The sequence below is a fragment of the uncultured Fibrella sp. genome (assembly GCF_964250085.1).
In the GTDB taxonomy this organism is placed as follows: Bacteria; Bacteroidota; Bacteroidia; order Cytophagales; family Spirosomataceae; genus Fibrella.
The window spans coordinates 54,134-69,392 of the sequence record NZ_CAXUEC010000012.1 but is presented as its reverse complement, the minus strand read 5'-3'; the positions used below and the strand labels follow the sequence as shown (position 1 = coordinate 69,392).

Genomic DNA, 15,259 nt, shown 5'->3' with positions numbered 1-15,259 from the left:
TCAAGATGAAAAAAATAAATTTTGCCATAGTTGTCTTCACTTTATTATCCTGCCTGGGTTGTAATAAAGTGCTGGAAGAACAGCCACAATCACAGATTGTACCCTCTTACTTTAATAGCCCTGCCGGGGTGCTGGGTGGTATTGCCGGGGTATATAATTTAACCCGGAACCAATGGGGAACCGAAGGCTTCTCGTCTGAAATGCAAGCAGGAACAGACGAATTTATTCAGGGAGCCAGTAGCGGCGGTGGTCCCGTACATACGTTCAACGGATTGAACGCTAGCAATTTCGGCTCGGCCTGGGGTACATCGTTTGTCGCCATCAATACGCTTAATGGGGTGTTGAAGTTTGGCCAGAGCATTGACCTGCCAGCGGCAACAAAAAACCAGTATCTATCACAGGCCAAGTTTTTGAGAGCGTTCTGGTATTTTTATTTGGTGCAAACGTGGGGAGATATTCCGCTAAGCACTGATTTTATTACCGTGCCTTCGCAAAGTGCCAAAAGAGATCCGGCAACTGAGGTTTACAAGTTGATCATTCAGGATTTAACCGAAGCCGCTGCTGGTTTACCTGATAAGCCGACCGCTCCATTTCTAGGTAAAGCAGCTACCAAACCGGTTGCCCTTTTCTTCCTGGCAAAAGCGTATCTGACTCGTGGATGGCTAACAAACTCACAGGCCGATTTTGCCCAGGCAGCTAAGATATCGAGTGACCTTATTGCTGCGAAAGCAACGTATGGCCTTGACTTGTGGCAGGACTTTGGCGACGCTTTTGTGCCCGCCAATGATTATGGCAAAGAAACCATGTTTGTGAGCGACCACGTATTAGACGCCAAATTTGGTCTTTACTCAGTAGGTGGCGGTGCGAGTGGTGGTGATGGCCAAAACCTAACGCCCTGGTTTGCCAACTGGAACTACCCAAACAACAGTGGTGTCAATTCGTTTGTGAATGCCTCGGGCGTGCTGGTAAACTCTGGAACGTCGGGCATGATACGTGATTCGTACTATGGTCGCCCATATGCCCGTATTCGCCCAAACAGTGTGAAACAAACGACCGGGGAGTTCGCTGGAAAAAATTACTTTCTTGACCAGGCTTTCGTAAAAAGGGATGTAGACTCACGCTTTGCCAATACGTTTTATACGGTCTATATCGCTAACACAGCCGTAACCAACACAGCAACGGCAGCCAATAACAAACGCGGTATCGGCTATACAACGCAGATCGGTGTTGATACGGCTGTATGGCTACCTGATTTTGAAGTGGCAGGTGCTCCTCAATTTGTTGGCACGAGACCGTTCAAAGGAATCGTTGCCCCACCAAGCACCTGGAATGCCAATTTATATCCGGCCATCAAGAAGCATATGGACCCAAGTCGGGGTACTAACTTCAATGACCCCTCAACCCGGCCGGTCGTTCTTACTCGTTTTGCCGAAGTGTATCTGGTAGGAGCAGAAGCGTATCTGATGGCTGGCGACAAAGTAAAAGCGGCTGAACTCCTTAACGTAATTCGCCAGCGGGCGGCTTATCGTAAAACCAATACGGCCGCACAAAACACGGCGGCGGCTACGGCGATGACAATTCAGGCGAGTGATGTGACCGTTGATTTCATCCTGGATGAGCGAAGCAGGGAATTGTTTGGTGAGTGGATGAGAAATCAGGACTTGGTTCGCACTAAATCACTGGTACGTCGTGTGAAAGCCTGGAATCCTGAAGCAGCCCCTTACATCCAGGATTTTCACGTTCTTCGTCCGATTCCTCAAACGCAAATAGACCGGACTGTTGAAGGCCCTAAATTTCCACAGAATACAGGTTATTGATACTGATTTTAAAAAAAATCGGGTTAATAGTATGCACTTAATTAGCATGAAGTGAGCTAGTTAGATAACTAGAAGCTCCCACTAGTGCACTGTTATTTATTTGCTCTTAAATAAAGAAAGAAGAAGGGTTTCCTCTTTCTTTATTTAAGAGCTTTTTCTTTGGTCATGTGAAACTGTAATGTTGTTTAAATAGTAAAAGATTTAGTTTATATAGTAGAAAATAGGCCAGTTATAACTTAGTTAATTTGGCATAAACTAAATGCTTATCAAACGCCTAAACAGCTCAGCCAATTTTATATATTTATGATGTATTTTATACTTGCTGGTCATCGAAAAAAAATACTTGCCTGTCTGCTGACTCTAACCTTAACAACAGTTGGTTTTTCGCAGCAAAAACCAGCCTTGAAACTTTGGTATACTAGTCCCGCAGGCCAGACCTGGGAGAACGCCTTGCCGATTGGCAATGGCCGTCTGGGTGCCATGATATACGGCAACGTACCCAGAGAAATCATTCAGCTAAATGAACATACTGTCTGGAGTGGTAGCCCAAACCGCAATGATAACCCCGATGCGCTGGCTGCGTTGCCTGAAGTTCGCCGGTTAATTTTTGACGGAAAACAGAAAGAAGCCGAACAATTGGCCAACAAAGCGATGATTAGCAAAAAGTCGCAGGGGCAACTGTTTCAGCCGGTAGGTAACCTGCATCTCACCTTCGAGGGGCATGAGAACGTGACCAACTACTACCGTGACCTGGATATTGAGCGGGCCGTGGCGAAAACGTCATATACGGTGGCTGGGGTAACCTATACCCGTGAAATGCTGGCCTCGATTCCTGATCAGGTGCTGGTGATGCGACTGACGGCCAGCAAACCGGGAAGTCTGGCGTTTTCTGCTTCGTATGCCACGCAGCACGCCAAACCGGTCATCAAAACAACTTCAGATAACGAACTGACAATTGCGGCTACTACGTCGGACCAGGACGGGGTGAAAGGCATGGTCAGTTTCAAAGGCATTACCCGAATTAAAACGGAAGGCGGTAGCGTGTCGGCAAGCGATACCGCGCTGATGGTACGCGGAGCCAGCGCCGCCACGATATACATCTCTATCGCCACTAATTTTATCAATTACAAAGACATTAGTGGCGATGAAAACGCACGGGCGGCAACGTACCTGAGTAAGGCCTATCCAAAATCGTATGCCAGCATCTTACAGGCTCACACAACCGCTTATCAGTCGTATTTCGATCGGGTCAAGTTCGATCTTGGCTCAACCGAATCTGCTAATATCCCTACTGATCAGCGGCTTAAGAACTTCCGTACGGCCAATGATCCGCAATTGGTCACGCTGTATTATCAATATGGCCGCTACTTGCTGATCTCGTCGTCTCAGCCCGGGGGGCAGGCGGCCAACTTACAAGGCATCTGGAATAACAAAATGCGCCCACCCTGGGACAGTAAGTACACCATCAATATCAACGCCCAGATGAACTACTGGCCAGCCGAAAAAACCAACCTGTCCGAACTCCACGAGCCGTTTTTGCGGATGGTGAAGGATATGTCGGAAACGGGTCGGGAAACGGCGCGGGTCATGTACGGCGCACGCGGCTGGATGGCCCACCACAACACCGACATCTGGCGGGCAACGGGCGCCATCGACGGCGCGCTATGGGGCATGTGGGTAGCTGGGGGCGGTTGGACCAGCCAGCACTTATGGGAACATTATCAATACAGCGGCGACAAAAAATTCCTGGCCTCGGCCTACCCAATCCTGAAAGGCGCTGCCACATTTTATGTCGATTACTTAGTAGCGCATCCCAAATACCATTGGCTGGTTGTTACGCCAGGTACGTCGCCCGAGAACGCGCCGAGTGCACATGGCGGTTCATCGCTGGATGCGGGGACCACGATGGACAATCAGATTGCATTCGACGTATTCACGACCACCATTCGGGCGGCCGAGTTGCTGAAACAGGATGCCGCTTTTGTCGATACGCTGAAACAGATGCGCAGCAAACTTCCCCCCATGCACATTGGTCAATATGGGCAGTTGCAGGAATGGTTGGAAGACATCGATGACCCGAACGACAAACACCGCCACATTTCGCACCTCTACGGCCTGTTTCCGTCGAACCAGCTTTCTGCTACCCGTACGCCCGACCTATTTAATGCGGCTAAAACAACCCTTGCTCATCGGGGCGACGTATCGACCGGCTGGAGTATGGGCTGGAAAGTGAACTGGTGGGCGCGCCTGCAGGATGGGAACCACGCCTATGCCCTGATTCAGAACCAGCTAACGCCACTGGGGGCAAACCGGGAAGCCGGTGGTGGAGGTACGTACAATAACCTGTTCGACGCCCACCCGCCGTTTCAGATCGACGGTAACTTCGGCTGCACCTCGGGCATCACGGAAATGCTGATGCAAAGCGCCGACGGAGCCGTTCACTTACTGCCCGCCCTGCCCGATGTGTGGCAAGCTGGAAGCATCGGCGGTTTGCGGGCCATCGGTGGCTTTGAGGTAGTGAACATGGAGTGGAAAGGAGGGAGGCTAACGAAAGTTGACATCAAATCAAACTTGGGCGGCAACCTGCGCGTGCGGACGCCTAATGCGCTGAAAGCGGGGAAAGGCGTAGCGATGAAACAGGCATTGGGCCAGAATACCAATCCGTTTTACATTGTTGAGAACACGCCGACTCCGATCATATCCACCCAGGCCAAGCTGACGGCACCTGCACTCAAGGAAACGCTGCTGTATGATATAGCGACCCAACCGGGTAACGTGTACTCACTGGTGGCCCAATAACTTCATCTTCTTTTTCAAACGACGGATTATTAGCTTATCGATTCTTATGCGTAAACACTTGATTCTGGCTGTATGCATAGCCTTCTGCTTTGTCCTGAGCCATTCGCTATCAGCCCAAACAACGCTGGTCAACCCCATCCTGACCGGCTTTTACCCCGACCCGAGCATCGTGCGGGTGGGGGCCGATTATTATTCTGTACATTCTACGTTCTCCTACTTCCCCGGTTTGCCGATCATGCACAGTCGTGATCTGAAAAACTGGAAGCAGATCGGCAATGTGATCAACCGCCCTTCGCAAATGGAGTTCATGGGCGAGCGGATGACGCGCGGGCTTTTTGCCCCGGCCATCACGTATTACAAAGGGACGTACTACGTTACCTGTACGGATATTGACCATGATGGAAACTTTGTTGTAACGGCCAAAAATCCGGCGGGCCCGTACAGCAATCCGGTAAAAATTCCGCAGGTAAAAGGAATTGACCCATCCATTTATTTCGATGAAGAAACCGACAAGGCCTACATCATTTACAACAGCGACGCCCCCGACCGTAAACCGCTGTACTCGGGCCACCGCACTATCCGAATGTATGAGTTCGATTACACCAATTTGACGGTGCTGGGCGAAGAAAAACAGTTGGTGAATGGTGGTGTCGATCTGTCTAAAAAACCCGTTTGGATCGAAGGACCTCATATCTTAAAGCATAACGGCTGGTACATCCTGTATGCGGCCGAAGGCGGAACCTCTGTCAATCACTCGCAGGTGGCCCTGCGTAGCCGGGATGTTTGGGGGCCTTATGTACCGTTTGAAGGTAATCCGGTGCTGACACAACGAGAATTACCGGCCGACCGCCCCAACCCAATCACGTCGGCGGGTCACGCTCAATTTATTGAAGGTCCCGATGGTAACTGGTATTCGATTTTCCTGGCGGTACGCCCCTACGAAGGCGATTATTACAATACAGGCCGCGAAATGTTCATTGCTCCGCTGACGTGGGTAAACGATTGGCCAATGATCGAACACGGCGAAAAAGCCATTGAGTATCAATACAAAACCAACATCAAAGAAGTAAAACAGAAAGGCGCTTTACCGCAAAACGGCAACTTCGCATATACGATGACCTTCGACAAAGGACTTGATCTGTCGATGCTTTTTTTGAGAACGGTGGATAGCAGTTCATTCAAAACGTCGAAAGCCAATGGGCTGACGCTCAAGCTCAAACCGGAAACGATTTCGGAAGCCGGAAACCCTTCGTTTGTGGGCAAGCGTCAACAACATTTAACGAGCACCGCCGAAACCGAACTGAACTTTTCGCCAAAAACGGATAATGAAAAAGCAGGTTTGGTGATTTTTCAGGACGAACGCCATTTTTACTTCGCAGCTAAGTCAAAGAAGGAAGGTAAAGACGTGATTCAGTTGTTCAAGAGCAAAGACAAAACCTTGGAATTGGTGACTGAAGTCCCTTTAAAGTCATCCACTGCCAGGGTATATTTCAAAATACAGTCAGAAGGTGCCTTGTACAGCTTCTACTACTCGACTGATGGGAAGAACTGGACCTTGTTAAAAGACCAGGTAGACGGCAAGTTTTTGAGCACCAAAGTGGCCAACAGCTTCATTGGCTGCGTGTATGGCCTGTATGCTACGTCATCAGGCGAAAAATCCGAGAATTCTGCTTCGTTCAAGCACCTGACATACAAAGGCGACGACCCGATGTATAAAAAATGAGGCTAGTGTTGGCTAGTGGGATTGCTTGGTGCTGTGGGCTACGCGTCAGCAATACCCCACAGCACCAAGCAATACGTTACTTATCGGTAAGGAAGACCATAATCGCAATGGCTATGTCTCAAAAACAACAACGTTACTCTTGAAAACTAACCTACTCTATATTGCCTTCCCGCTTCTGCTTAGCCTCTCGTCGCTGGCGCAGATGCAACCGTTTGCCTTGCAGGAGGTAAAGCTAACCAGCGGGCCGTTCAAGAATGCGCAGGATGTTGACCTGAAGTATATGCTGGCCTTGAACCCGGATAAGTTGCTGGCTCCGTACCTGATCGACGCCGGGCTGCCGGTGAAAGCACCGCGTTACGGCAATTGGGAAAGCTCGGGGCTTGATGGCCATATTGGCGGGCATTACCTGTCGGCACTGGCGATGATGTATGCCTCGACCGGCAATGCCGAAACGAAAAAACGGCTCGATTATATGGTCGATCAACTGGCGCAGTGCCAGGCGAAAAACGGCAATGGGTACGTTGGTGGCATTCCACAGGGAAAGGTGTTTTGGGATAGGATTCACAAGGGTGATATCGACGGGAGCAGCTTTGGGCTGAACAACACCTGGGTGCCGCTCTACAACATTCACAAGCTGTTTGCCGGTCTGCGCGATGCCTATGAATACACCGGAAACAAACAGGCTAAACAGGTCCTGGTCGGTCTGGGCGACTGGTTTGTCAACCTGATAAAACCCCTGTCCGACGAGCAGATTCAGCAGGTGCTGCGCACCGAACACGGCGGTATCAACGAAACCTTCGCCGATCTGTACATCCTGACGAAGGACAAAAAATACCTCGAAACGGCCCAGCGAATATCGCACCGGGCTATTCTGGAACCCCTGCTGGCGAAACAGGATAAACTGACCGGACTGCACGCCAACACGCAGATTCCAAAGGTGATCGGGTTCGAGAAAATCGCCACGCTGACCGGAAAAACCGACTGGTCGGAGGCCGCCATGTATTTCTGGCAAAACGTGTCGCAGACCCGGAGTGTGGCTTTTGGTGGCAACAGCGTTCGTGAGCATTTCAACCCCACAACTGATTTCAGCCAGGTGCTACGGTCGAATCAGGGGCCGGAAACGTGTAATTCGTTCAATATGCTGCGGCTGAGTAAAGCGCTGTTTCTGGATAAGAACGATGTGAGTTACGTGGACTTTTACGAACGGACAATGTACAACCACATCCTGTCGAGCCAGCACCCCGAAAAAGGCGGGTTTGTCTATTTCACGCCTATCCGTCCCAACCATTACCGGGTGTATTCGCAGCCCGAAACCAGCATGTGGTGCTGCGTGGGATCAGGCATTGAAAATCATACGAAATATGGTGAACTGATCTACAGCCATTCAGCCAACGACCTGTTCGTCAACCTGTTTATTCCGTCGACGCTGAACTGGTCAGATAAAAAGGTAAAGTTGACCCAGCGCACAGGATTTCCGTACGAGAATCAGTCTGAACTGGTCGTTGAAACAACAAAACCACAGGAATTTTCGCTAAACATACGCTATCCGAAATGGGCCGAAAACTTCGCCATTCTGGTGAATGGCAAGGCTCAGCCCGTGAGCGGAAAACCGGCGAGTTATCTGGCCATCAATCGGAAGTGGAAGTCGGGCGATAAAGTAACCGTTCGTTTCACCACCTCGACACGACTGGAACCCTTACCCGACGGCTCGAACTGGGCGGCTTTTGTCAATGGCCCCATTGTGCTGGCGGCTAAAACATCGACCACCGATTTAAAAGGTCTGTTTGCGGATGATAGCCGGATGGGCCACGAGACGAAAGGCAAGCTATACCCGATCACCAACGCCTACGCGCTGGTTGGCGATCCGGCAACGTACCTGAAGCGCCTGAAACCGGGCAGTAGCCTGCATTTCAGCCTGGATTCGCTGACGCTACAACCGTTTTATGAAGTACATGATGCGCGGTATCAGTTGTATTTCCAGACCTTTTCCAAAGCGGCTTTCGATGAGCTGAAATCCCGGTTAAAACAGCAGGAAGCCGAGGCAATGGCTATCGAGGCCAATACGGTAGATAGAGTGAATTGTGGGGAGCAGCAACCCGAAGTAGACCATAACTATAAAGGCGAGAAGAGTGATTCGGGCTACGATGATGATCAGTTCTGGCGACGTACCCGGTCGTTTATTACCTACCAGTTACAGAATAGAACTAAGGCGGGTAATTATATTGATATTCAGGCTTTAGATACTATAAAGCCGGACGCCGTGAGCTTCCTGATTAATGGTGCACCGGCCGAGATAATTTCTGCTGAGGGAAAGACAATCCGGCTGAGAGCTACTGATAGTGAAGTGTTTACATTGACAATTGCAGCCCGGAACGGTACCGCTACCCCGCGCTTTCACCAACTAAGACTGGTAACGAAGTAATAACTGATTGATTTTAACAGGAGCAAAATGATGAAGTTTGTGTATAAATGTGTCAAAATAACACTATTGGTGGTTGGGTGCATAGTGAGTACGTATGCTCAATCCAATTTCAGCAGCAAAGTGATTGGGATCGGTGTCGTTGTCGCCGACATTGACCGCTCGCTGAACTTCTACGTGAATGGGATCGGCATGGTTAAAACCGGCAGTTTCACGATCAACGAAGACTTCGGCAAACGGGGCGGCCTGACCAATGGCGTGGCAACGAACGTAACCATCCTGAAGCTCGAAAACAGCCCCGACGCCACCGACTGGAAGCTGATGAGCTTTGGTAAAAAAGCCTCACACCCGAAGCCAACATACATTCAGGACGACGCAGGCATGCAGTACATCACCATCCAGGTGAAAGCCCTGCAACCCATCATCGACCGGCTGGCACAAATGAAGGTGCCATTTCTGGGCAGTACGCCTACGCCCCTAAACGCCAAAGCGCACTTCCTCTTTGTACAGGACCCCGATGGTACGTTCATTGAACTGATCGGCCCGCTCCAATAGGCATCGCTGATCGGCATCTAAACCTATAAGGTCTTAGACGGAGGCACCCAACTCTTATAGGTTTTTAACCAGAATACTGATTTACAAATAGATACAGCCAAATAGATTTGATTGTCTACGTCTGATTCTTATGAAAAATAAGTTAATTCGATACGGTCTGCTGGCGAGTTTTCTCCTGTTCAGGTACGTTGCCGCGGTTGCGCAGACGGCTCAGAACCCGGTCATTTTTGCCGACGTACCCGATATGGCCATGATTCGTGTGGGCACCACGTATTACATGAGCAGCACCACCATGCACATGAGTCCGGGACTGCCCATCATGAAGTCGAAAGACCTGATCAACTGGCAGATGGTCGGTTACGCCTACGATACACTGGCCAGCATGGATGCGCTGAACCTGACCAATGGCAAAAGCACCTACGGGCGGGGATCGTGGGCCAGTAGCCTGCGCTTCCACAACGGCACGTATTACGTGAGCACCTTCGCCCAGACGACGGGCAGAACCCACGTCTACACCACTAAAAACATTGAAAAAGGGCCGTGGAAAGAAGTCTCGTTCAAGCCCTCGTACCACGACCACAGCCTGTTTTTCGACGATGACGGACGAACGTACCTGATCTACGGCGCGGGCAAACTTAAGTTAGTCGAGTTGACGGCCGATGCCTCGGGTGTGAAGCCCGGCAGCACCGAGCAAACCATTATCGAGAATGCCAGCACACCATCGGGTACGGGTGGAGGCTTACCCGCCGAAGGCTCGCAATTGTTCAAAGTGAATGGCAAGTACTACCTGTTCAACATTACCTGGCCGCGTGGTGGTATGCGGACGGTGGTCATTCACCGGGCCGACAAGATCACGGGGCCGTGGGAAGGTCGGGTGGCGTTGCAGGATTTAGGTGTGGCACAGGGCGGGCTGATCGACACGCCCGACGGAAAATGGTTTGCCTACCTGTTTCGTGATTTTGGCGGGGTGGGCCGGATTCCGTATCTGGTGCCCGTAACCTGGGAAGATGGCTGGCCGGTACTGGGCGAAACCGGCAAAGTGCCGCAAACGCTCAACCTGCCCGCCAGCAAAGGCCTGATTCCCGGCATTGTAAACTCCGACGAATTTACCCGCAAAAAAGGCGACCCCGCCCTGCCGCTGGTCTGGCAATGGAACCACAACCCCGACAACAGCCTCTGGTCGGTGTTGGAGCGAAAAGGGTTCCTGCGCCTGAAAACCGGCCGTACCGACACCTCGTTCGTGATGGCCCGAAACACGCTGACCCAACGCACGATCGGTCCGGAGAGCGCAGGCTCGACCATGCTCGATGTATCGAACCTGAAGGACGGCGACTTTGCAGGACTAAGCCTGTTGCAGAAACACTACGGTCTGGTGGGCGTGAAGGTCGAAAATGGCGCAAAATCGATTGTCATGGTCAGTGCCAGTTCAGGGAAACCGGTCGAGGTGCAGCGGATTCCGTTGAGCCAGAAAACAGTCTACCTGAAAGCCGAATGCGATTTCCGCGACCGCAAAGACACAGCCCATTTCTTCTATAGCCTCGACGGAAAAGCATGGACGGCTGTTGGTGAGCCGCTAAAAATGCCGTACACCATTCCTCACTTCATGGGCTACCGTTTTGGTCTGTTTACGTACGCTACCGCTTCGGCGGTCCGACCAGAAACGGGGGGCTTCGCCGATTTCGACTATTTCCGAATCGAAGATAAACGAGTTGAAAAGCAATAACAGATCAGGCGCGTTGTCTCCTGGATAATAAACCCTAAACCGAATAACCCATGAAAAAGAGACTAAGTGGCTTCATATTGATCTGGCTGTTTCTGCTACGTCTGAACGCATTTTCGCAGGACAAAAACTTCCACATTTATCTGTGCTTCGGGCAGTCGAACATGGAGGGGAACGCCAGGATTGAGCCGCAGGATACGGTCAATGTGAATCCCCGGTTTCAGGTGATGGAGGCTGTAGACTGCCCGGCTATCAACCGGACGAAAGGCAACTGGTACACCGCCACTCCGCCCCTGTGCCGCTGCCGTACCGGGCTTACCCCCGCCGATTATTTTGGCCGTGAACTGGTCGCGAATCTGCCCGAAAAGGTCCGGGTGGGAGTGATCAATGTGGCCGTGGGGGGCTGCAAAATCGAGCTGTTCGACAAGGATCATTACGAGTCGTACACGACCAGCGTACCTGGCTGGATGAAGAACATGATTAAGGATTATGACGGAAATCCGTATGCCCGGCTGGTTGAGATGGCAAAACTGGCGCAGAAGGATGGCGTCATCAAGGGTATTCTGCTGCATCAGGGTGAGTCGAATACCAATGATACGCTGTGGACGAAAAAGGTGAAGGTGGTGTACGATAACCTGATGCACGACCTGGACCTGAAGCCCAAAAAAGTGCCGTTGCTGGCGGGCGAAACTGTCAACGTGGATCAGGGCGGCATTTGTGCGAGCATGAATAAGATCATTGCCACGTTGCCTGAAACGATCAAAAACGCCCACGTGATTTCATCGGCGGGCTGCACCGATGCGGCTGATAACCTGCACTTTAATGCCGCTGGTTACCGGGAGTTAGGAAAGCGATACGCTACACAAATGCTGTCGTTGCTGGGGTATAAGCCGACGGCGACGAATTAGAGATAAGTGATTAGCGAGGCAATCAGTCAGAAAAACAGTTACCGGCTAAACTCTTAACAGCATGATAATCAGTTGTTTATTCACAGCAGGCAGCAGGCAAATGACCGTCACCGCGTTGGCTGGCTGTTTACTCGCTTTTGCCGCACAAGCGCAGGAATTCATCCCGCTTTATTCGGGGTCGGTTCCCAATTCAAAAGCAGCCGATGTGCAAGAAAGTGGGGCAGACAAAGGCGTGATCAGGGGCATCACCAAACCCACGCTGGAGTACTTCAAACCTGCGCCCGACAAGGCTTCCGGGGCGGCCGTGATCATCATTCCCGGTGGTGGCTATGGCGTGGTCGTGTACAACGGTGAGGGCGTCAATACCGCCAAAGCAATGGCCGAACAAGGCATCGCTGCGTTTGTGCTCAAGTATCGACTGCCCAGCGATGCCATCATGCCCGACAAAAAAATCGGACCGTTGCAGGATGCCCAGCAGGCTATTAAACTGGTGCGGGAGAATGCCAAAAAATGGGGCATCGACGCCAGCAAGGTGGGCATTATGGGTTTTTCGGCGGGCGGTCATCTGGCCTCCACAGCCGCCACGCACTTTGAAAAAGCGTATGTCGATAACACGAACAACACCAGTCTGCGGCCCGATTTTCAGATCCTGATCTACCCGGTCATCAGTATGCAGGACAGCCTGACGCATGGTGGCTCGCACGACAGTTTGCTGGGCAAAAACCCATCGAAGCAGGACATTGATCTTTTCTCGAACGAGCTGCAGGTACGTGCCAACACCCCCCCAACGTACCTGACCCACGCGGCCGACGATAAACTGGTCGATGTAGACAACAGCATCGTGTTTTTCGAGAAACTCAGACGCCGGAAAGTACCGGTCGAAATGCACATCTACCCCAAAGGCGATCACGGCTTCGTCTTCCGCCATCCTGGCTGGATGGACCCGCTGTTTGCCTGGATGAAGCTAAACAACTGGCTACTCAACAAGTAAACAGGCCTGATCTACAATACTAACCAGCAACTCTCCTAAACCTTAACTAGCTATGAACCAACAACTAATCAGTCGATTGTGGCTTTTCCTGGCCATATTTTGCCTGTACAACGGCGCAATGGCCCATCCGCCACGCGGCAACTGCTGGTGTACACCCCGCCAGGTTTCAACGCCAACGGCAAATACCCGGTGCTGTACCTGATTCACGGCGGCTCCGACACCGAAGAAACCTGGACGAAAGTAGGCCGCGCCCACCTGATTGCCGATAACCTGATTGCGCAGGGTAAAGCCAAACCGACGCTAATTGTGATGCCCTACGGCAACGTCCGCCCGGCTACGATGCCCGATTTCACCAAAGACATGGTCAACGACATTGTGCCGTTTGTGGAGGTCAATTACCCGGTCATCAAGGAAAGCAAAGGCCGGGCGATAGCCGGTTTTTCGGTGGGGGGCGGATAAACGCTGAACATCGGCCTCACCAATCCCTCCACATTCGCCTACGTGTGTTCACATGCACCGTATACGGCTACCGACGAGTTCAAGAAGAACTTCACGGACTGGTTGCCAAATGCGGAGCAGATGAATAAACAGTTGACTCCATTTACCATCAGCGTCGGCACGGAGGACTTTCTGTACGAGCCGGTGAAACAGAACATCGCGATGTTCAATGAGAAGAAAATAAACGTCAAGCCGCTCATCATGCCGGGTGGTCATACCTGGATGAACTGCAAACTGTATCTCGCCAACACGTTGTCGCAATTAGTTAAGTGATCTGTTTTTTCTAACACAAACCCATAACCAAATGACTATTAAAACGTTAGCTGCATTCGTGGTAGCCATGATGATCAGCATCAGCAGTTATTCGCAAACGGCCACGGCGGTTGCGGACGATTTCAAACCGTCTTCGCTGAATCAGCCGGGGCAGGAGTACCCACAGGTGAACTCGCAGGGATACGCCCGATTCCGCATTTATGCGCCTAAGGCCGACAGCGTCAAGGTGAGTCTGGGCCTCGGCGGACGGGGCGGTACCATCCTCAAAAAAGGAACCGATGGGTACTGGACCGCCACCACGGAAGGGCCGATGGACGAAGGGTTTCACTACTACAACGTGACCATCGATGGCGGGAAGTTCAACGATCCTGGTGCCAGGAACTACTATGGCTCCGTTCGGTGGGAAAGTGGCATTGAGATACCGGCGCACGATCAGGATTTCTACGCCCTGAAAGACGTACCCCACGGCAACGTACAGCAGATTCTGTTCCCTTCAAAAAGCACGGGTACACCACGCACGGCGTTTGTGTATACGCCACCGGGCTATGAGAAAGACAAGTCTAAAAAATACCCGGTGCTGTACCTGCAACACGGCTGGGGTGAAGACGAAACGGCCTGGAGTAATCAGGGACATGCCAATCTGATCATGGACAACCTGATTGCCGAAAACAAAACCAAGCCGTTCATTATCGTGATGACCTACGGTATGACCAATGAAGTGAAGTGGGGCAAAATGCGCGATTTCAAGATTGATGGCTTCCAGACGGTATTAACCGAGGAACTGATCCCCTACGTTGACGCCAACTTCCGCACGATGGCGAACCGCGACAACCGGGCAATGGCGGGGCTGTCGATGGGTGGTATGGAAACCAAAACCATCACCCTCAACAAGCCGGATGTGTTTGGCTATTACGGCCTGCTTAGCGGTGGCGTTTATGCACCAGAAGACTTGAAAGATAAAGCGAAACCGAAGCTTGTATTCATTAGCTGTGGTAGCAAAGAACGGCCCGATGGTGTGAAGAAGTCAGCCACCGACCTGAAAGCCGCCGGATACAATGCCGTTTCGTACGTGTCTGAAAACACGGCCCACGAATTCCTGACCTGGCGTCGCAGCCTCCACGAAATGGCACCGTTGCTGTTTAAGTAAGCTCCCAACTCTCTGAAGGGGGCTAATGCGCTGCCGTGGTACGCCTGCGTCAGCATTAGCCCCCTTCAGAGGGTTGGGGTTAAGCCGCATTGAGGGAGGCATGGTGGTGTTTGACATATATAAAAAGTGAAGAACATGAAATTGATAAACAACGCCTTGTTAAGACATCGTTGGCTACTCTCAATATTTACCGGCATTTGCCTGATGACGTCGAAACTGGCCGTAGCGCAGTCGACTAAAAAGGCCAGTAAAAACAGCCTCGATTTTGTGCATGCCCTGTGGAAGGCCAAACTGGACCCGTTCGAGGATGACTATTTCGATCCGTATTACGATGGGCTGCTGTATGTGTTCAACCTCATGCATTTAAGCGCCAAGTATCAGATGATTACGTCACAGGGAAAGTAACGTA

Annotated in this window: 12 protein-coding genes; all 12 read left to right on the top strand. The window is 51.4% G+C overall.

What is annotated here, in order from left to right; genetic code table 11:
- Nucleotides 1-5: 5 nt before the first annotated feature.
- A complete protein-coding gene (locus tag ACFE8Q_RS26965; RefSeq protein WP_375448561.1) occupies nucleotides 6-1,817 on the top strand; it encodes a RagB/SusD family nutrient uptake outer membrane protein in 1,812 nt (603 codons plus the stop codon).
- Nucleotides 1,818-2,123: 306 nt separating this feature from the next.
- On the top strand, nucleotides 2,124-4,616 hold the full coding sequence (locus tag ACFE8Q_RS26960; RefSeq protein ID WP_375448585.1) for a glycoside hydrolase N-terminal domain-containing protein: 2,493 nt from the start codon (nucleotides 2,124-2,126) through the stop codon (nucleotides 4,614-4,616).
- Nucleotides 4,617-4,662: 46 nt separating this feature from the next.
- Entirely contained in the window at nucleotides 4,663-6,339 is a 1,677-nt protein-coding gene (locus ACFE8Q_RS26955) for a glycoside hydrolase family 43 protein (RefSeq protein WP_375448560.1), read from the top strand.
- A gap of 139 nt (nucleotides 6,340-6,478) precedes the next feature.
- Nucleotides 6,479-8,761 (top strand): beta-L-arabinofuranosidase domain-containing protein, encoded by a 2,283-nt coding sequence (locus tag ACFE8Q_RS26950; RefSeq protein ID WP_375448559.1) that lies wholly within the window; start codon nucleotides 6,479-6,481, stop codon nucleotides 8,759-8,761.
- Between the two features lie 27 nt (nucleotides 8,762-8,788).
- Nucleotides 8,789-9,313, top strand: coding sequence for a VOC family protein (locus ACFE8Q_RS26945; protein ID WP_375448558.1), 525 nt, complete (start codon nucleotides 8,789-8,791; stop codon nucleotides 9,311-9,313).
- Between the two features lie 130 nt (nucleotides 9,314-9,443).
- Nucleotides 9,444-11,036: a glycoside hydrolase 43 family protein gene (locus tag ACFE8Q_RS26940; RefSeq protein WP_375448557.1), complete on the top strand. Its 1,593-nt coding sequence runs from the start codon at nucleotides 9,444-9,446 to the stop codon at nucleotides 11,034-11,036.
- A gap of 50 nt (nucleotides 11,037-11,086) precedes the next feature.
- Entirely contained in the window at nucleotides 11,087-11,941 is an 855-nt protein-coding gene (locus ACFE8Q_RS26935) for a sialate O-acetylesterase (RefSeq protein ID WP_375448556.1), read from the top strand.
- 100 nt (nucleotides 11,942-12,041) lie between these two features.
- The gene (locus ACFE8Q_RS26930) at nucleotides 12,042-12,932 is read left to right on the top strand and encodes an alpha/beta hydrolase (protein ID WP_375448584.1); all 891 of its coding nucleotides are present in this window, start codon (nucleotides 12,042-12,044) and stop codon (nucleotides 12,930-12,932) included.
- A 78-nt stretch (nucleotides 12,933-13,010) separates the two neighbouring features.
- Nucleotides 13,011-13,391: an alpha/beta hydrolase gene (locus ACFE8Q_RS26925; RefSeq protein WP_375448555.1), complete on the top strand. Its 381-nt coding sequence runs from the start codon at nucleotides 13,011-13,013 to the stop codon at nucleotides 13,389-13,391.
- Between the two features lie 42 nt (nucleotides 13,392-13,433).
- A complete protein-coding gene (locus ACFE8Q_RS26920) occupies nucleotides 13,434-13,703 on the top strand; it encodes a hypothetical protein (protein WP_375448554.1) in 270 nt (89 codons plus the stop codon).
- 31 nt (nucleotides 13,704-13,734) lie between these two features.
- A complete protein-coding gene (locus ACFE8Q_RS26915; protein WP_375448553.1) occupies nucleotides 13,735-14,850 on the top strand; it encodes an alpha/beta hydrolase-fold protein in 1,116 nt (371 codons plus the stop codon).
- A 204-nt stretch (nucleotides 14,851-15,054) separates the two neighbouring features.
- Complete coding sequence (locus ACFE8Q_RS26910; RefSeq protein WP_375448552.1) at nucleotides 15,055-15,255, top strand: hypothetical protein; 201 nt, start codon at nucleotides 15,055-15,057, stop codon at nucleotides 15,253-15,255.
- The last annotated feature ends 4 nt before the right edge of the window (nucleotides 15,256-15,259 follow it).

Excerpts from the sequence above, each read along its gene's own strand:
- ACFE8Q_RS26965 (WP_375448561.1), top strand. The coding sequence starts at position 6 with ATGAAAAAAATAAATTTTGCCATAGTTGTCTTCACTTTATTATCCTGC.
- ACFE8Q_RS26960 (WP_375448585.1), top strand. The coding sequence starts at position 2,124 with ATGTATTTTATACTTGCTGGTCATCGAAAAAAAATACTTGCCTGTCTG.
- ACFE8Q_RS26955 (WP_375448560.1), top strand. The coding sequence starts at position 4,663 with ATGCGTAAACACTTGATTCTGGCTGTATGCATAGCCTTCTGCTTTGTC.
- ACFE8Q_RS26945 (WP_375448558.1), top strand. The coding sequence starts at position 8,789 with ATGATGAAGTTTGTGTATAAATGTGTCAAAATAACACTATTGGTGGTT.
- ACFE8Q_RS26940 (WP_375448557.1), top strand. The coding sequence starts at position 9,444 with ATGAAAAATAAGTTAATTCGATACGGTCTGCTGGCGAGTTTTCTCCTG.
- ACFE8Q_RS26935 (WP_375448556.1), top strand. The coding sequence starts at position 11,087 with ATGAAAAAGAGACTAAGTGGCTTCATATTGATCTGGCTGTTTCTGCTA.
- ACFE8Q_RS26930 (WP_375448584.1), top strand. The coding sequence starts at position 12,042 with ATGACCGTCACCGCGTTGGCTGGCTGTTTACTCGCTTTTGCCGCACAA.
- ACFE8Q_RS26915 (WP_375448553.1), top strand. The coding sequence starts at position 13,735 with ATGACTATTAAAACGTTAGCTGCATTCGTGGTAGCCATGATGATCAGC.
- ACFE8Q_RS26910 (WP_375448552.1), top strand. The coding sequence starts at position 15,055 with ATGACGTCGAAACTGGCCGTAGCGCAGTCGACTAAAAAGGCCAGTAAA.